This is a genomic window from Arthrobacter sp. ISL-95 (genome assembly GCF_018613695.1).
In the GTDB taxonomy this organism is placed as follows: Bacteria; Actinomycetota; Actinomycetes; order Actinomycetales; family Micrococcaceae; genus Arthrobacter.
The window spans coordinates 103868-120215 of the sequence record NZ_JAGGPR010000016.1 but is presented as its reverse complement, the minus strand read 5'-3'; the positions used below and the strand labels follow the sequence as shown (position 1 = coordinate 120215).

The 16348-nt window shown below is 60.0% G+C and carries 23 protein-coding genes and 1 pseudogene; 9 read left to right on the top strand and 15 right to left on the bottom strand.

All coding sequences use genetic code 11. The annotated features are described in order from the left end of the window. Nucleotides 1-4 precede the first annotated feature (4 nt). The 14 genes from J7I86_RS19235 to J7I86_RS23345 all read right to left on the bottom strand — a co-directional run bounded on the left by J7I86_RS19235 (nucleotide 5) and on the right by J7I86_RS23345 (nucleotide 10987). Nucleotides 5-1171, bottom strand: a complete 1167-nt coding sequence (locus tag J7I86_RS19235) for a hypothetical protein (protein WP_214822472.1) — start codon at nucleotides 1169-1171, stop codon at nucleotides 5-7. 61 nt (nucleotides 1172-1232) lie between these two features. Further along, the gene (locus J7I86_RS19230) at nucleotides 1233-1766 is read right to left on the bottom strand and encodes a hypothetical protein (RefSeq protein ID WP_214822471.1); all 534 of its coding nucleotides are present in this window, start codon (nucleotides 1764-1766) and stop codon (nucleotides 1233-1235) included. Nucleotides 1767-1780: 14 nt separating this feature from the next. Further along, on the bottom strand, nucleotides 1781-2965 hold the full coding sequence (locus J7I86_RS19225) for a hypothetical protein (RefSeq protein WP_214822470.1): 1185 nt from the start codon (nucleotides 2963-2965) through the stop codon (nucleotides 1781-1783). A gap of 135 nt (nucleotides 2966-3100) precedes the next feature. Next, nucleotides 3101-4573: a phage portal protein gene (locus J7I86_RS19220; RefSeq protein WP_214822469.1), complete on the bottom strand. Its 1473-nt coding sequence runs from the start codon at nucleotides 4571-4573 to the stop codon at nucleotides 3101-3103. A gap of 8 nt (nucleotides 4574-4581) precedes the next feature. Further along, nucleotides 4582-6123, bottom strand: a complete 1542-nt coding sequence (locus tag J7I86_RS19215) for a terminase TerL endonuclease subunit (RefSeq protein ID WP_214822468.1) — start codon at nucleotides 6121-6123, stop codon at nucleotides 4582-4584. Between the two features lie 177 nt (nucleotides 6124-6300). Further along, nucleotides 6301-6630 carry an HNH endonuclease gene (locus J7I86_RS19210; protein WP_214822467.1) on the bottom strand — a complete coding sequence of 110 codons (330 nt, stop codon included), beginning with the start codon at nucleotides 6628-6630 and terminating at the stop codon, nucleotides 6301-6303. 348 nt (nucleotides 6631-6978) lie between these two features. After that, nucleotides 6979-7419 (bottom strand): hypothetical protein, encoded by a 441-nt coding sequence (locus tag J7I86_RS19205; protein ID WP_214822466.1) that lies wholly within the window; start codon nucleotides 7417-7419, stop codon nucleotides 6979-6981. A 351-nt stretch (nucleotides 7420-7770) separates the two neighbouring features. Continuing rightward, the gene (locus tag J7I86_RS19200; protein ID WP_214822465.1) at nucleotides 7771-7965 is read right to left on the bottom strand and encodes a hypothetical protein; all 195 of its coding nucleotides are present in this window, start codon (nucleotides 7963-7965) and stop codon (nucleotides 7771-7773) included. Beyond that, entirely contained in the window at nucleotides 7958-8476 is a 519-nt protein-coding gene (locus J7I86_RS19195) for a 3'-5' exoribonuclease domain-containing protein (RefSeq protein ID WP_214822464.1), read from the bottom strand. Before J7I86_RS19195 ends, J7I86_RS19200 begins: the two co-directional genes overlap by 8 nt. Before the next feature lie 18 nt (nucleotides 8477-8494). Further along, nucleotides 8495-8752 carry a glutaredoxin domain-containing protein gene (locus J7I86_RS19190; RefSeq protein WP_214822462.1) on the bottom strand — a complete coding sequence of 86 codons (258 nt, stop codon included), beginning with the start codon at nucleotides 8750-8752 and terminating at the stop codon, nucleotides 8495-8497. A 40-nt stretch (nucleotides 8753-8792) separates the two neighbouring features. Next, a complete protein-coding gene (locus tag J7I86_RS19185; RefSeq protein WP_214822459.1) occupies nucleotides 8793-9239 on the bottom strand; it encodes a SprT-like domain-containing protein in 447 nt (148 codons plus the stop codon). Between the two features lie 181 nt (nucleotides 9240-9420). Next, the gene (locus tag J7I86_RS19180) at nucleotides 9421-9597 is read right to left on the bottom strand and encodes a hypothetical protein (protein WP_214822458.1); all 177 of its coding nucleotides are present in this window, start codon (nucleotides 9595-9597) and stop codon (nucleotides 9421-9423) included. Continuing rightward, a complete protein-coding gene (locus J7I86_RS19175) occupies nucleotides 9594-10043 on the bottom strand; it encodes a nucleoside triphosphate pyrophosphohydrolase family protein (RefSeq protein WP_214822457.1) in 450 nt (149 codons plus the stop codon). The genes J7I86_RS19180 and J7I86_RS19175 overlap by 4 nt, the downstream gene beginning before the upstream one ends. A 566-nt stretch (nucleotides 10044-10609) precedes the next feature. After that, nucleotides 10610-10987 (bottom strand): HNH endonuclease signature motif containing protein, encoded by a 378-nt coding sequence (locus tag J7I86_RS23345; protein WP_396019923.1) that lies wholly within the window; start codon nucleotides 10985-10987, stop codon nucleotides 10610-10612. Between the two features lie 600 nt (nucleotides 10988-11587). On the opposite strand from J7I86_RS23345, the gene J7I86_RS19165 reads away from it, so the two are divergent. After that, complete coding sequence (locus tag J7I86_RS19165; protein ID WP_214822454.1) at nucleotides 11588-11743, top strand: hypothetical protein; 156 nt, start codon at nucleotides 11588-11590, stop codon at nucleotides 11741-11743. A gap of 372 nt (nucleotides 11744-12115) precedes the next feature. On the opposite strand, the gene J7I86_RS19160 is transcribed toward J7I86_RS19165, so the two are convergent. Continuing rightward, nucleotides 12116-12472 carry a DNA-binding transcriptional regulator gene (locus J7I86_RS19160; RefSeq protein WP_214822453.1) on the bottom strand — a complete coding sequence of 119 codons (357 nt, stop codon included), beginning with the start codon at nucleotides 12470-12472 and terminating at the stop codon, nucleotides 12116-12118. 1001 nt (nucleotides 12473-13473) lie between these two features. On the opposite strand from J7I86_RS19160, the gene J7I86_RS19155 reads away from it, so the two are divergent. From J7I86_RS19155 to J7I86_RS19120, 8 genes and pseudogenes are all read left to right on the top strand, one after another. Further along, a complete protein-coding gene (locus J7I86_RS19155; RefSeq protein WP_214822441.1) occupies nucleotides 13474-13887 on the top strand; it encodes a hypothetical protein in 414 nt (137 codons plus the stop codon). A 10-nt stretch (nucleotides 13888-13897) separates the two neighbouring features. Then, nucleotides 13898-14149: a hypothetical protein gene (locus J7I86_RS19150; RefSeq protein WP_214822439.1), complete on the top strand. Its 252-nt coding sequence runs from the start codon at nucleotides 13898-13900 to the stop codon at nucleotides 14147-14149. 113 nt (nucleotides 14150-14262) lie between these two features. Then, on the top strand, nucleotides 14263-14562 hold the full coding sequence (locus J7I86_RS19145; protein ID WP_214822437.1) for a hypothetical protein: 300 nt from the start codon (nucleotides 14263-14265) through the stop codon (nucleotides 14560-14562). Next, nucleotides 14559-14786 carry a hypothetical protein gene (locus J7I86_RS19140; protein WP_214822435.1) on the top strand — a complete coding sequence of 76 codons (228 nt, stop codon included), beginning with the start codon at nucleotides 14559-14561 and terminating at the stop codon, nucleotides 14784-14786. Before J7I86_RS19145 ends, J7I86_RS19140 begins: the two co-directional genes overlap by 4 nt. 2 nt (nucleotides 14787-14788) lie before the next feature. Then, complete coding sequence (locus tag J7I86_RS19135) at nucleotides 14789-15172, top strand: hypothetical protein (RefSeq protein ID WP_214822432.1); 384 nt, start codon at nucleotides 14789-14791, stop codon at nucleotides 15170-15172. A gap of 2 nt (nucleotides 15173-15174) precedes the next feature. Further along, complete coding sequence (locus tag J7I86_RS19130) at nucleotides 15175-15387, top strand: hypothetical protein (RefSeq protein WP_214822430.1); 213 nt, start codon at nucleotides 15175-15177, stop codon at nucleotides 15385-15387. Next, a complete protein-coding gene (locus J7I86_RS19125) occupies nucleotides 15384-15839 on the top strand; it encodes a hypothetical protein (RefSeq protein ID WP_214822428.1) in 456 nt (151 codons plus the stop codon). Before J7I86_RS19130 ends, J7I86_RS19125 begins: the two co-directional genes overlap by 4 nt. Nucleotides 15840-15883: 44 nt before the next feature. Next, nucleotides 15884-16348, top strand: a pseudogene (locus J7I86_RS19120) (hypothetical protein); the annotation flags it as partial.

The following is a 16348-nucleotide window of genomic DNA, read 5'->3' as shown; positions in this document are numbered from 1 at the left end:
CTCCTTACGGTACGACTACGTCGACGTCATGGCCGATGGTGAAGGGATCGCCAGCGGGCAGCGTGCCAGCGAACGGCTGGTCGTTGTAGACCTTGGCGAGGGTGGACGTTGCCGAGGAACCGAGGGAGCCGTTGGTGCGAGCATTGCCGTCACCGGGCTTGATCTCGGCAGCGGTTGCGGCTGTGGCGTCGGCCGCGAGGACGATCTTGATGCCGCGCACGAAGTACTGCACGGTGTCGACGATTTCCTTGGTGCCGTCAGAGTTGATCTGGCGAAGGTTGTCCTTGGTGACGCCGGTAGCGATCCACGAGTTGAACGTGGAGCGGTCGATCTGGCGGGATGCGTCGTAGTCCTGAATCCAGCGGAGGGAGAAGCCGTTCTCGTTGGAGATGGCGCCCTTGACTGCACCGAGCGGCACGCGGGGTGCAGCGGTGAACAGGAGGAATGCGGAAGCTGCGTAGACGTAGCCTTCGTTCTTGCCCAGTGTCGGGTCTTCGACGGCGGTGATGCCGGCGAAGGTGTCGATCACATTGGAAGCGAACGCGCCGTCGCCGGTGCCTTCGTTCTTCGTGGACTTGGAGGCCTTGCGGAGCAGGTTCGCCCAGCCGGAGCCAACCACGGCAACAACGTTGGTGTCGGGGTTGCGCAGAGCCTTCAGCTCTGCCTGCACGTCGCTGAAGAAGTTGAAGACGAGGTCTTCACCGTCAGCGTGTGCTGCGGCCTTTGCGGCCGAGGAGGCGACAAGCGCCATGACGCGCTCGTAGGGAGCGTTGATGACCTGGCTGCGGACGCGGCGCTCGAGGCCACCGGTCACTGCCTTGATCTGCGCATTGAAGAGCTTGCCCCATGCGCCGCCGAAGTCAAACTCCAGGGCTTCGTCGATGAGAGCCACTGCGGAGTAGTCGTTGTTCGGCTCGACCGTCAGGTCCACTGTCTGTTCGACATAGGTGTCCGTGACGATCTGGTCGGCGCGGTCGTTGCGCCATTCATACGAGCGAACGGGGAGGGTTCCCTCAACGCGGAAGGTGATCTTGTCACCGGCCGCTCCCTTGAACTCGTCGAACGAGCGGCGCTCAACGGTCTTGGCAAGTACGGACTCTTCGCCGAGGGCGACTACAGCAGCTGCTGCGATCTTCTCTGCTTTTACTACTGCGTGCTGACCAACGGCCATGCGATCTCCTAGAAATAGAGAAGCCCCTCACCATCAGGTGAAGGGCCTTTGTTTTGGGGGACTAGTGGAAGTTCTGCGACTTCGCCAGCTTGACCAAATCGGCCGGGTCGGCTTCCTCTGCAGGAGTTCCAGGTGTGAGCCCGCCGACAGGCGGCAGGGGCGGTGGTGTCGGTGCTTCAGTCGCCGGCGCAGGCTCCGCTGGAGCCGCAGGCGCTGCTGGCACAAACTTGGCGAGAGTGGCGGCGTGCTCCGCGAGGGAGGCCTCGTCATCGCCCTTGAGCAGCTCAGCCAGTTCAGGAGGCAGCTTGTGATCCTTGATGATCTGATCGCGCACCAGCGTGCGGACCTTGCCATCCCAATCAGCCTTAGCTGCCTCGAAGTCCTCTGCTGTCACGGCGCCCTCTAGGCTCTCGCGCAGCGTGTTGCGCTCAGTGCGGTAGCGAGCCGCTTCTGCGCGTGCTGTGGTGACTTCTTTCGCCAGCCACTTGAACTCCTCAGGAAGCCCTGCAAGGGCTTCTGCGGAAGGGGCTGCTGCTTCTGGTTGCTGCTCAGTGGCGCCCGCCTGGGGCGCCGCGTTGTTCTCGCCGTTAGGCACATGTCCTCCTGGGACTATGGTGTGTTCTGTGAATTGACTTGGTCGCGGATCGCGGCCAGTTGGTCCCGCTGACGTCGGTACATGAAGGCGCGCCATGCGCTCATGGCAGCCTTGCCGCCAAGCCCTTCAGTGACCTTGTTCCAGCTCTCTTGATAGAACTGGTTGTCAGCGGGGAGTTTCGACTGCAGCTGCCATCGCGAGATGATCGTGCAGTGACAGTTGTCGTGGAATTTGCGCACGTCCAAAGGGCGTCCGTCGGACCCCTCTTCGAAGTTGCCGGCGCTGCCGCCGACTGTCGTACTGCGCTTCGTGAGATTGGCGCTGGACTTCGTGTAGACGAAGCCGCGTGACGCGAGCATCGCGCACCAGTAGCAGGGGTTAGGTCCGCACTTGCGTGCGAACAGCTCGACTCGGCCGTCGCCGCGAATGGCGTCATCAATGGCATCGCGTCCTGCGCTGATGCCGTATTTGTCCACCTTGCCTGCGCCTGCCGAGCCTGCGCTCAGGTGGCTCTCTGCGGCCTTGTCGAGCACCATGTCGGGCGTGAGCTCGTCGTTGCCTCGCAAGGCCTTTACAGCCCCTACCTGCACCTCTACAGCGTTCGCCAAGAGAAGCTGGCCGAATGCCTGCTCGACTTCCTCTTCAGTGAGGTCATCCAGCCAATCGAAGTCGTCGATCTCAACCTTAGAATCGCTATCATCCGCTGCATCTAGCAGGGCTTGGATGTAGCGGTCTAGGGAAGAATCTTCGAGCCTCAGTCGACGGCGGTTCGCGTCATGCTCTGCGACCTTCGTTTCCTCGTTTAGCCGATCGTGTAGCCATGCGCCCTCGACGTCGGCTCCTGGCCGTTCCGTGTCGAGCGTGGCTATCTCAAGCAGCAAGTCGAGGTACTGCTTTCGCAGGCCGCTCATGGTGACATCTTCGGGATCGTCAGAATACTCTGGCATGCCCAGAGACCTTCCGGTCTCGAGGGCTCGTGCCAGCTGGTAGTAGGACTGGGCTATGCGCCTGCTGTAGCGTCTAATTCCGACGATCATGCGCAATGACCGGGAGAGCCAGCCTGCGGCCGTCTCAGCGGCCGCTACGGCGCTTACTGTGTTCCAGTCGGCCAACGCGAGGTAAGCGCCTACGATGCCCAGCCGCGCTTGTGCTGCGCGGTGGGCTTCCTCGATGGCCTCTATCTCGCTAAGCGTTGCCATGTTGCCGAAGGAATCGCTCGCGCAACTCCTTCGCCCTCACTGCATGAGACGCGGGCACTCTCTGGCTGGTGTCAGCCTCCATCGCTTCAAGGATGGCGGCGTTCAGGTAGGTAACTTCGGGCAGGTCATCGCTCGTCACTGGCTACCCCCGAACGCTTCGAGTGGAGTTGGGACGCTCGGTTCTGGCGTCAGTGGCTGCTGCCGACGCGAGGCTGCTGCCGGGTCGGTGCCGCCGAACTGCTGCTCGTGCTGCACCTCGTCAGCCAGCTTGACCCACTCGTTGATCTCCTGAGTGGTGGCATTGGGCATGCGCGCCCAGAGCGCGCGGCCCGGGATGCCGAGCATGGTGGCTGCCTTGCCGAGTCCGTCAACGACGGCGCCCAGCGTGTTGTCGCTCATGTCGCGCCAGCGAACCTCTGAGGTGAAGTCAGTAGCAGCTTCCTCGCCAAGCTCCATGTCGATGGCCGTGAGGCGCATCAGGCTTTGGTGCGAGGAGCCCCACGTGGTCTTCAGGACGTGCGCGAAGCGCATCGTCTGAGCCATGGCAGCGACCAGTGTCTCGGCGCTGAGGTTGCTCATGTTGCCAAGGAGGGCGTGAGGAGGGAGTTGGCCGATGACAGCAAACTGCTTGATAGACGCTTCGAGGGCAGCAATGAAGCCGTCCAGTGGTGTCTCATCGAGCGTGCCGAACTTGGCGTTCGGGTCATCGGTCGTAAGCATGCGGGCTTGGCTAACGGGGATCGGCTTGTAGATTTGCCGGCCGTCGGCGTCCAGCGCGAAGTTACCGTCGGCGTCCAGCACTGCCTCGCCCACGAGGCCCGCTGCGTAGCGCACCTTGAATGAGGAGAAGGTCTGCGTGACGAGCAAGTCGAAGGCGGTCTGGTTTACGCGGTCCTGAACCGGCACGGCCGGTTCGATGACGCCGCGCACTGTGCCTTCATCGTCAAGGCTGCAGACGTAGCGAACAACCGGGCAGTAGCCGAGCTTGTGTTCGACGTCCGTGAGGACTGTTCGCTCGCCGTCCTTGGTCGTCTTGAAATGGACGATGCGCTCGGCGTCGTAGTAGATGATGCGGCCGGGCGCGCTCTTCGTGGGATTCGACCGGACGGTCAGCGCGTACACCGGATACTCGTCGTTGACGGGGTCCGTGTAGTAGGCGACCGTGTCCTTGGTGGAGAGCAGCGCGAACTTTGGCTTGCCCTTGCCAAGGTCTTCCATTGCCACGTATGCGGCGCCGTAAGTCAGCGCAGCCCGGTAGATCGAGGTCTGCTTGGCGGCCATGTTGTTGCGCAGCCAAGCGCTCCATTCCTTCGGGAATGGTTCACCCTCGCGGCGGAAGCCGTCGACGAAAGAGACCTGAGCGGGAATGCTGACCAGCAGGCCAATGAGGTTCAGAACTGCGCGGCGGCGCAGCTCGATGATCTCGGCGGTAGCGAAGGTGGGAATCTTTGGCAGGGTATGTATGCCGTTGAGGTAGGCCTGGTTAGCGAGGTGGGCGGCGCGGTCTTTCGCGATCGTGCCCAACATCTCGTCGACGCGGTCTTTGAAGTTCTCTGCCACATCAACGGCCACCAATTCGGTGCCGGGGCTTAGATTGCCTTGTGGCAAGGGGTCTCCTAGGTTTGCATGAGCGTGCGGCGGTACTGCTTAGCCGGTTGCTTGCCGGACTCAATGAGGTCGTTCATGGCCATAAAGGCGAGGAGCGCGGCAGCCAGAGCATCAACCTTGCGGGGGCTCTCGGCGTTCTCCTTGGCGAAGGTCAGGCCGAATCGGTTGCGCCGGCGCTTGGCGTTGAGGACGTGGACCTTGAGGAGCCGGTCGCCGTTGTGCCGGATGCGCTTGTCAATGACCGCTTGCACAAAGGCTTCTACGCCTCGTGCGATCTTCTGCTGGTTGCCACGCATGTCGAACGCAGTCGCAGACTGCGGGCTTGCCTTGATGAGCAGGATTTCGCGGTAGGCCTCGGACCAGTTGGCGATGTAGCTTTCCCAGAGAGCGACGTCGGCGTAGAACGCACGCACCTTGTAGGTAGCAAACGCCAGGTGAACCTCGGAGTCGACCTCAGCTTCATTGATATGCCAGCCGTCGCCTGCGGCGCCGTCGGGCTTTTGCCAGATGGCGAGCGGCACAAGCAGCTTGTCGCGGAGTCGCATGGCTACAAGGGCCGTTGCGTCATCCGTCTTACCACCGTCGAAGCCCATGGTGATTTCGTCACCGGGATTCAGGTCGGCCTTCGTGCCGTACTTCGGTTCGTCGCTGAGCGCGCCGCCCCATTCGGACGGGCCGAGCAGTGAGTCGCTGGACGCGGTGATCTGGTTGTAGAACATTCGCCGGATGCGGTTGGCACCGTAGGTGCCGTCTGCCATTGACTTGACGATGTTCTTGATGTTCAGCCAGATTGCGTCGCCGCGTACCAGCTCAAGAATGAATGGCGCCCACTCTTTGGTGAGCGGGCTTGCCGGATGCGCCTCACGACTGCAGTAGAGCCAGCCGGAATCTTCCGACGTTCCTGCCCACACCTTCTCCTGCTCCTCACGGATGCGCTGAGCGACTGAATCTTCGCCAGGCTCGTAGGCGTTAGTGATGCAGATGAAGCGCCCTGTGGGCGTCTTCAGAACGTTGTATGTAGCCGTCTCATAGAGGTCGACGCCGCCTTGGCTCGGAATCCAATGTTGGGTTTCTCCGCAGATCAGGAACGTCGGCCTATTGCCTTCAAGGGTTCTGGACGCGCTGGAGATGATCTCAAGGAAGCGCTCACCGTTGTACGCGTAAACAACTTCCTTCTGCACGTCAACATTGCCAAAGGCCTTGCGCGTTCGCTCCGGCAGGAGCGAGGGAACCAGCTTCATGGTGTTCTTCGTCTGCCCCTTAGAGACAGCAGCGATCTGAACCCATGCGGACTTGTCGTCCATGCCCACCGGATTGCCCTCATCGTCCCAATGAGAGAAGAGGCAAGGCCCGATGAGGTGGACAATCGCTAGAACGGCTGCGTACGGGTCCTTCCCAGCGCCCTTCAGGGCCTGGTAAACCGCTTGGCGGTAGTTGAACTCGCCATCTTCGTCCAGCGAGAAGTACCAGAGAGTCAAACGTGCCTGCTCGTCGGTAAATATCCACGGCGATCCATCTGGGTGCTGGAGCCACTCGGCGCACCAGCCCATAACCTCCCACCCGAGAGACCTCTCGGGGAGGAGCCAGTCGCCATTCGCATCTTTGAGCCATAGTGGCCCAATGTCAGTCGGCGGAAAGTGTGCTATTGCGGCTTCGAGGGACGGCTCGATGCCCGTAAGGTCAATTTCGGGAATCTTTGGTCACCCCTTGTGCGAATCACTGGCCGCTCACGCGGCCATGGCTGGTCTGTTGGCGCGAAGCTGAAGCCACTCGACCAGCAGCAGGTCGCGCTTTGAGCTGTTGCAGGATCGGCAGGCGGGAATGAGGTTGCCGATGGAGTGTCGGCCACCCTTGGAGATGGGGACTATGTGGTCGATCGTGAAGCAGCCGTCAAGGCTGCAGTCGCAGTAGGCACATTTATTGCCGGAGCGCTGGATCATCCGATCCCAGTCGCGCTGGGAGATGATAACGCCGGCTTTTGCCTCCGAAAGGCGGAGCCTGCGCCGGAAGTTGTTCTCCGAAATTTTGGCGGCGTTCTCTATGGCCCAGCTCCGCATATAGTCGGGGTTGGCCTCGCGCCACGCGGCCTGTCGGACGCGAAGCTTCTCTCGATCCCGCTTGCGGTAGCCGGCCGACAGGGTGTTTATGTGGTCGCGATTTTCCGCGCGCCACTCGGCGCGCTTCGGCTTGATCTCATCGCCCTTGCGAACGTAGTACTCGGCTTTCTGTACTAAGAGGGCTGGCTTATTCGCTGCATAGTATTCACGCTGGGCCGCCTTGCGTGTCTCGCGATTTGCTGCGTAATTGGCGGCGCTGTAGTGCTTGCGGCAAAGCCCCTTGGCGTTGATTGGGTTTTCACAGTCGGGCTCGATGCAGATGCCAGTCGGAATGTGCGCGGTCCTCTTCTATTTCTTGGCCACGCCAAGCTTCGACTTGTAGCCATCAATTGCAGTAACAGATGCAGAGGCGATCTTCGGCTTCGGTTTCTCCAGTTCGATGCGCATGCGGCGGCGATCGCCTTCGGTCGCGCCAAGCGAGGTCATCATGGAGAAGAGGGCGGTCAGCATCTGCGCACTGCGGCGGGATGTTGACGTGTTGAAGTAATGGGTGAGCTCCTCGGCGACGATCATGGCCGTAGCCCAGTCGGAGCGCTCGTAGAACGCTGCGATGCCGGACTCAGAGAGCGCCTGGTACCACTCGACGGCCATCGGGTGCCAGTGAGTCTTGACCGGAAACGGGTCGCCGCCTTGAGCGACGCCTTTGGCCATGGGTATGCGGTCATCGCTCGGTCGGTCTTGTCGAGAGCGCTCGGAGCTCCTCTTGGGCAACGGTCCAGTTGCTGACATGTCGTCCCCCTTAGAAGCCCTTGTTTTGTGGTGGCCTTGGTGGCCCTGTGATAACGCCTGGATGCTGCTCTACGGGATGCCGGAGCATGGCGCGTAGCGCCGCTTGGGCGTCATTGCCTTCGCGGCTGCTTTTGCGGCGATGATGCCAAGTGCAAATGTCACGCAGGTTGCTCAATGAGTGGTCATCGCCCGGCTGGATATGGTCGCAGTCGGTTGCCCGATCCCAGCAGCGACGACCATCCTTCTTGATGACCTCACAGCGGCCGCCAGAGCGGTCTCTAACGGTCTTGCGCAGCTCTTGCCAGTTGTCAGGCAGACGACTCCTTCTGTCGCTTCCTGCCCAGCCGCCGCTCATCGCTCCAGCGGCTCGCCCCACGAGCGGAAGCTGCCATCGAAAAGGATCGAGATGGTGATTCGGTGAATACCGCTGGGGCTAATCGTGGCTTCAATCTCCTCTAGCGGCGTGTGCCAGGGGAACTCCTCGCCGTCAATGCTGATGTGCTTCTTCTTGTGGTCAATGACGATGTCATGCGCGAGCTTAGGCATGCGATTCCCTCTCGGCCTTGACGGCCGCGTAGCAGGCCCGCAAGTGCCAGGCGTCATCGAGAGCGTTGTGGTCTGCGCCAAGACGCTCAGGCTCTGGCCACGGCTTGTCACCAACAAGCTGCTGGAAGTCGTTGGTGAACATGGGCAGGCCCTTGGGCAGGCCGATCATTCGGCCCCAAAGCTGACACAGTGCGACGTGGTCGTAGGCTGCGTAGTCAGCCCACAGTTCAGGCTCGCCCTCGGCGAGCAGGAACTCTCGCACCTCATTGGCAATCACCCACTTGGGCTTGACCAGCGTGGAACCATAGTCAAGTGAGCCGGGGTTGCTGCCCCGCAAGGGGAGTGACGGCCAAACGTTTTTCATGAGCCAGTCGTCGTTGCGAATCCGATCGCGGTCCATGTCCGAGTTCACGGCGTAGTACTCGCGGCCATCTTCTGCGACGATGCCGATGCTGATCAGATTGATGGTTGAGCCATCTTCGCGGAACTCGGTGTCATAGAAGTGCTTCAAGTGACGCCCTCTCTCGGCTTACTTGGTGAAGTTGGGCTCGTCTCCAAGGAGACGCAGCAGCTCTTTGGTGTTGAATCCGCCGAAGCGGAAGCCGTCGATCTCAATGACTGGCGACTGCAGGAAGCCCTGAGCTTTCAGCTCAGCGGCGATCTCGGGATTCTCCGGCGTGATGGCGATGCTGTACGCGCCCTTGAAGCCATGCTTATCCAGCCAGCGGTAGACAGCCTTGCAGGGCTGGCAGGAAGGGCCGGTGGAGTAAATGGTGATTGATGGCAAGAGTGGCCCTCCTCGGGCGTAAAGCCCGAAGGGGCATTGCTTAGTAGCTGTCGGACGAAATGAAGTAGCCGCGCTTTCGCAGCTCGAAGTGCAGTGACCCGGTCAAATCGCCGACCAAGTAGGCAAGCTCCTCGTTGGCGCCGTCAATGTGTGCGCGTGCGCGAGATTCCCACTTGCAGCAGTCGGCGAAGTAGATGTGCAGCGCGGCGTGCGTGACCTCGTGGGCCAGCGTGTTGCTGTCGAGCTGGCTCTCGGCCAGCCGGATGACGGCCATGTGGCGCATGTGCTCTGGTGCCGGGTGGCGATAGCCGAAGCTGTTGGTGATCGCTCCAGCAGAGTCGACGGCCATGCCGTAGTTCTGCGCAGATCGCACCACGTCCGCCTTGTCGGCGTAGACGTGAACGAGAACCGAGCGGCGAAATCCAGTTGCGCTGGACGAGATCGAGAAGCGATGGAGGATGCCGGGTGCGATCAGCGCCGCCCCCACTCGGCGGACCTCCACAACTTGACCGACAGAGTAACGATTGCGGCGCCAAGGGCGCCGGGCCAGAGCGGGAAGGCGAAGAAGGCTCGTGCGAAGTGACGGCGAAGACTGTCAGGGGCCATGCCGTAGCAGAAGGCGGTTAGGAATGCCCATGCTCCGGCGCCAATTAGGTACCAGAGGGGGATCATTCGGCCTCTTTAATTTCGTCCAAGCAGCCGCCCACTGCATCTAGCGCATGGCGGAAGCCACGCTCGTAGTCGGTAGGCTCATGGCGAGGCTCGGGTGCGTTGTGCGAGGTCATCCAGTCGAGCGATGTCTTCGCGCCATCAATGAATGAACGCACCTGCGCGAGGTCACTCACGCGGCCACCTTGATGCCGAGCGCGCCGGCGATGTCGGGCTCGCGAAAGAGTGAGCTCTTCGCGATCTTGCCATCGTCGCGGTACAGCGGCTTGCCGTCAGCGTCGAGCTTCGACATGTTACTCGAGAACACCTCGTGACTCAGGGCCTGCATGTCGAATCCGTGTCGGATGCCGGCGCCGTTGATGACCACATCAAGGTCAGCGAGGGCGTCAGCCACCTCAATCAGATTCGGTTCATAAGGAGCGCGGCCGTCCTCGATGTTGCTAGCGGGGGAATCAAGAAGGTCGGTGGAACCTGGGAACAGTGCTTCGCACAGTTCATGATATTCCTCTTCGATCAACTTCAATGCGAGAATTGCTTCAGTGCGGCAAAGTGTTTGCGGCGTATCGCGCACAGGGTGCGAGAATGCTTGATGAAATTCAATGGTCCGTTGTTCAGTTGTCAATTGCGCCCTCTCCGGCAAATTGAAATGCGTTATAACCAAAGTCAGGAATTACCGGCTATGGTTATAAAGGTGAATTGGTGCCAGCCGCCGACCGTGCGTGCCAATAAGTGCAGGCGCCCCGAAGGGCGCCGCTGCCAGTCGACGAATCGAGCTGGGAGAGTTCGACTGCATGGAGTAGGCGCGTAGCGTCGCCTCGTTCTTAGATCGCCAGTAGCTCAGTTCTCAGACCACCCCGAGGGTGGTCATCACCTGCCTTGCTGTTCGGCTGCACGTTTAGGAAACTTGCCCTGGTACCAACCAGCGATCTCCATGCAGAAGTCTGCGCCTGCAGGGCTGAGAGCACGCTCCATTGCGCTGCTCTGCAGCTACCTGCAGGACGGGGGTTGCCAGGCTATAGACGCGGCTCTACGGCCGCCTATGTGGCGCTGGCAGGAGTTCACCGGCAGGACTCGGAACCTGCGTGCTCGGGCTCGCGTGAGAGGGACGCGTCCAGCGAGTGCTGAGCAGGGAGTCGACTGCCGGTGGTAAAAAGCCGGACGCCCGAAGGGCTGGTCTGGCGAAGATGTTTAGGCTGCTAAGGCAACTTCGCCCCGCCTCAATTCGCGGCGGCGCTTCCGGTTATCGGCCCACCACTTCTTCGAGCATTCGAGGCAAATCCTCTGGGGAAGCTTCGACTGCACAAGATTGTCTGACGTCAGCTCATGGCCATGCTTGCAATGGGTTCTCGCCGCATTGCGCAATTGATGTCCACGCCGGACGTTTTCTGCGTTGGTGACAGCCTCAAGGTGCGATGGGTTGAGGCAGGCTCGGTTGCGGCAGAGGTGGTCGACATACAGGCCAGGAGGTATCTCTCCATGATGGAGTTCATACGCCACGCGATGGGCATAGTGAGTTGCGCCATCTAGCCATATCTTGCCGTAACCATGCACACTTAGGCCGCTCATAGCCTGCCAGCACCCTCCGGGCGCAAGTGCTATCTTGTCCCAAAAGGTTTCCGGCAGGCGGGGGTCAAACAGGGAAAGAGTCAAAGGATTCTCCTATGTCGGTAGGTAAGAAAAAGTCCACCGCGAGGCCGCTAAGCCTCCGTGGACTCTCGACTCCGACAAGTCGAGCAGCTTGCTGGGCGAGGACTAGCGTCAACTCGCAGGCCTGAAAACCGAAGCACGAAGTGCGAGAGGTTTTCAGTGAGGACTACTAACTACGTAGCAAGTAGTTAGGTTGTTACGTGCAACTGGAAAACACTTCGTGTTTCCAGTTGCGTAATAGGCAGTAGGTAGCTGATTACTGGAAGCTACGTGCTGCCCCTCCGTAGGTTCCCCACGCTCTCACTTACTTAGTGGCTTTCCGGTCTCGGAGATTCGGAAGTATTGCTAGGTAACAACTTGGTAACGGAGCATATGGGCTACGATCTAGCCATGAACCACCGCCTTAGATTCGCTTCTGCATCCCTCGCGGCCGCCTGCTGCCTGGCTGCTTGCAGCGCCCCGAAGGCGGCGCCCAGTGGGCCTGCGGTTACGTCTGTGAGCGTCAAGGAGGCGAAGACCATGGCCGAGCAATTCTGTTCTGATCTGGCGAAGATGACCGATGATGCTGCCGTCAGCAAGATGGCGACTCGAGCGGCTGCGGCGGACCTCACGGCCGCCGACCAGGATGCGATCGTCGACTACGCTGCGGCAGTAGCGTGTCCTGGCCAGCTGTGACGAGCGCTCAGCGGCCCGCTATACCACCTCTCGCAGCTTCGTAGGATTGTCATGACTCAGAGTGCCGGATCGCAGGTCGAAGCGCTCAGTTCGCGGACCCTGCAACTTGACGCCGACCTCAGGCGCTGTGACGCCCGGGGAGCCAGCCACGCACTTTCGCGGGGCTACCCCCACCCCCATCCTGCAATGTGCCCTGAGCAGCCAGCTATGGCACCTTGCAGCGCCTCGCATGGCGGCCCTGGTACTGGGCGCCATGATGAGGGTGCAACGCGTCTGGTGACCTGTCAGAGGGCATAGAGAAGGCCAAGCAACTTGATCACGTCGCTTGGCCTTCAATTGGTCAGTGTATGCGTGGCTCTATGCCTTGCTTGCTTAGTCGTCGGCAACATCAGTGAACGCCACCGCCCTAAGACTGCGCCTTGAATCTAACGAGCCGCTCACTACATCCTTGAGTTGCCCGCCTCTTGCGCGCCTCGCAAGCTCCTCTATCAGTGCGACTGCCGGCACCTGGGCTAGCGCTGCTGCTGCCGGCTTGGCCTGGCCCAGTGGGCGCAGCTTAGGTGCAGCGCCGCCTAGCTTCTTCAGTTCCTCTATATGCTCGTCCGAGGGACGAGAGCCGCCGCTAGCCCAGCGCCTAACGGTTGATACATTGACGTCCAGAGCAAGCGCTATGTCTGCTTGCTTCAGACCCGTGGCAGCAATGAGCTGCGCTATCTGTTCTGCATTCATGCCACTCAGACTACGCGCGAGTAAGCGCTTAGGAAAGCTCGCTGACATTCGGGGTTGACAGTAAGCGCTTAGGCGCTTAGGATTGTTACATCAGCAAGGCAAGCAAGGAATCTAGAGGCAAGGCCGACAGGCAAACTCGACTAGAGAAAAAGCAGCCAAGTTGAATAGCTTGACACTAAGCGCTTAGGCGCTTAGACTAGTACCAACGGACAGGGAAACAAGCCGCAAGGTGAAGTACCTGGACCACTCGAAGCTTGATAATCAAATAATAAACGGATTCATTCGGAGATACGACTCCGGCCCACGCTGAAGAGCGGATAAAGGCCACATGAGTTACACGATTCCAAGGGCATGAGAATAGTCGCGATAAAGCGGACTTGCTACAGAATTAGGTAAAGCGAAGAATCGGCAGTGAACAAAGACAATCGAATGCAGGCTAATGTATGTTGGCTGTCGTATTCGGTTACCAATAACACAACTTCATAATTGGTAGCCCATCAACTCAGAATTCTTCGCTCGCCCTGGTCTCAGGCTTGAGCTTAGCCGGCCTCAATTGGTCGGGATGTGGCACGGCGGCTAGGCCGCTGGTATTACCCACAACTGAATAACAACTGAATAGCAAGGAACTAATGAAATACCAACACAAGCCTCGATCACATTTGTTGAAAGAGGCAGCGTGACAGTAATCATTCAACTAGGCGGGCTGTAGCGATACAGCCCGCCTCTTATTTTCCCCCCACCTAAGCGCTTAGGCGCTCAAAGAAAGCGCCTTGCGTGACCCCTGAACAGATCAAAGCGCACGCCGCTAGAACGGTAGCCAAGTGGCCGCCGTTGCCGGCAGAGCAGTGCCAGCAGATAGCCGCCGAACTAAGGCGCAACCAATCAACGAACGAAAGGCCGCAGACATGCAACCCCAGCAAGCAGAGCCTTCGCCTCGCGGCGTAAGCCGCGCCGTCACCGTGACAATCGATTCCCCCGCAATCTTGTTGAAAGAGGCTCCGATGAGTACCAAGCTGAATCGCCAAGAGAGAAGCGACCTAACCGCCTTCGCGGTGATCATAGCCGCCTTGTTGTTGCTGGTCGGTAGTTGGTTCCTTACTCCGCCTGCGGTAGCCGCACAAGAGCAGGTGGCAACTGTAGTGACGCTGCCAAGCGAAGAGGTTGCAACCGACTTGGAGTCGGAGCCTAGCGGCGTACGCGGCCTGACGATGGGCGAGTTGTTGCACGATGCCTGGAAAGCACACAGCACGCTGCCAGCGCCCGACATGCCCGCTCCGCTCACCGTAGTCCCCGAGTATGTAGAGACCTACGACGGCGCGGTGCCCGAGTTCCCCGGCGACTTCTACAAGGTGCCGTCAGCAGAGTTCCCCGGCTTGACGCACGTATTCCAGTCCACCGCAGCATTCAAGGCCTAGAGGGGCAGTCATGAAGATCAGCGTTGTAACGAGTGAGAGCGTTGGCGGTTTTGGGTGGAGAGTCGACCCTCAGGAGGCTGAACGCGAGTTTCGCTGGATGCGCGGCCTGCGAGGAGTGACGCGTCTTTGGCATGGCGTGGAGGTGAGTGACGACTTGTTGCCCAAGCAAATCACCGACTACATAGAGGAAGTCTACTGGGAAGGCGTGGATCACCCGCTGAGCATCTGGGGCAAGCCCGCCCGAGAGCACAGGGTCAACTAAGTCAGTCCGGTGTTCCTTGCTTCGTGGTGAGCGCGTAGGCGCTCACTGTGTGGCATGGCATCCCGGCCATTCAATAGAGAGGCAAGACCGTGGGCAACTTTAGAATCAGCACCTTGCAAGACCTCAAGCGCCATGCGAAGGCGGTGGGCAACGACTTCTTTGGTATCGGCAACAAGCGATATTTCGGCCAGGGCCGGTACTACGGCATCTATCGCGGAAGCCAGTTCGAGATGTTCGAGGGCTATGTGATCTCCGAAGCGGTTTTTGAACCGTCCGAAGGCGAGCCTGAGCACAGCTTCGTTGTGTACCGCTTCGAGGCTAGCGACGAGTGGATCAAGTTCCGCTACATCGGCACTCACGAGTCACTGAAGGATGCTGAAGCCTTCCTGAACAGCATGGGGGCTACGAAGTGAAGTTCTATCAAGCAATCACCAGGCGGCCGCTGTTGTTGGCAAGCGTCATGGGCGCGGGGCGCTACGTGTTTCCGACGGGCACTCAAGTGTCAGCGGCCGAGGCGAGCCGCCCTGACTGGTGGCATTTGAACGCCGAATACGAGGGCGAGACCTACGACGGATACGCGAACAGCTCGGTGCTGGACATTGGCGAGGTCATCGCCACATGCAACGAGGGGGAGTAGTCATGTACGTCAGCGAGCAATCCATGACGCCTAGAGTCTATCCGCCGTCAACATTCGTGCCGATGCCGCCCGAAAAGAAAGCGGCCATGCGGGCATATGCCAACGGCATCGTTGCAGAACGCCTAGCGACAGGGTTGTATCCAGACGGCAGGCTCTGTGACCCAACGCTGCACGCGGAGCACCTGCGCAACGAAATGCAGCAGGCAGAGCGCACTACGCCCACGGGCGTACCGTTCATCGACTGCAATACATGCGGCAAGAATCACCCGGCAACGCGGCGCCATTGCAAATCTTGTGGCATACCTTCCGTTTTCATCAATCCATTGTTGCTGTGCCTTGACTGCAACGCAGCGCGGCCCATCATCATTGCGGAAGACAAGGCCTAGCGATGGCTATCTCATTCAAGACATTTGATGCCCTGCGATCCAACGGGCTCGTGTTCCGTCGCAGCGGCTACCGGCATTCAACATTCACGCTTACGCAACTCGGCAGGGCGATCAACATCGCCCGCAACGAGGAGCAAGCAACTTGGCAAGAGATCGCAGACGCGGCCGGCTTGTCCACTTCAACCGTTCGCAAGTACTCGGAGGCATCGTTATGACTATCACAGCAGCACCTGAAGCAGCACCCGCCGACACTTGGACCCCGCAGTTCTCGCCATGGAGACATGGCGGCTGGTATGTGGACAACGTGCGCTACAAGAGTGGCGCGGTTGGGTGCGTTAGCCGCAACTACCCGGATGGCAAGTGGCGCATCGTCTGCGATCCACGACCATTCGACGAGCAGCCCACATTCAAGAGCCGCAACGAGGCCGCTAGGGCCGAGCGAGAGCTTGCTACGTGGATTGAAAGCGTCGAGGTCTACGGCAGCAGGCCAGCCACGCCAGAGACGCCGGCGAGCGCTCACGTGCACATTGGCAACGTGAGGATTCACGTCACACGCCGCGAGGATGGCACGGTCTTGCTGGACCTCGACACCTCCACTTACAGCCCCGTTGCAGTCGCAATCACCTCCCGCGACGGCGAAATCTGGCAAGGGCAATTGACTCACTAGCAACTCCCCAAAAGCAACGTAGCAACCCATTGAGAGGAATTACCTTGAACACTGCAGTTTTGGAGCGACTTGAAAAGCTCCCTGAGATCACACTCGACAAAGGCTCACACTACGGCGGCTTTGAATCCGGACACTGCGCTATGGAGGTTGTAGCGTGGCTGGCCGGCGAAGGCCACACGGACGCGCCACAGTGTGCATCCAAGGTGCTTCGGGCCATGACGATTGGCCTGAATGACGCCTGGGACCAGGAGAAGCGTCAGCAGCTTGTGCCATTGTTGCCCAGCATGATCGGCACCAGCGACGACGGGCAGGATGAGCGCCGGTCATATCTCGCCCTTGACTGGCTGATTCGCACCTACACGCCAGCCTGGCTGGAGCTTGCTGGCCACACAAGCGAAGCGCAGGCGCTCCGCGATCTGCGCCGCATCGTTGACATAGCAACAACCGCAGCGGCTGCGCCAGTCGTCGAAGCTGGCCGTGATGTTGCGTCGGCAGCTTGGTCGGCAGCA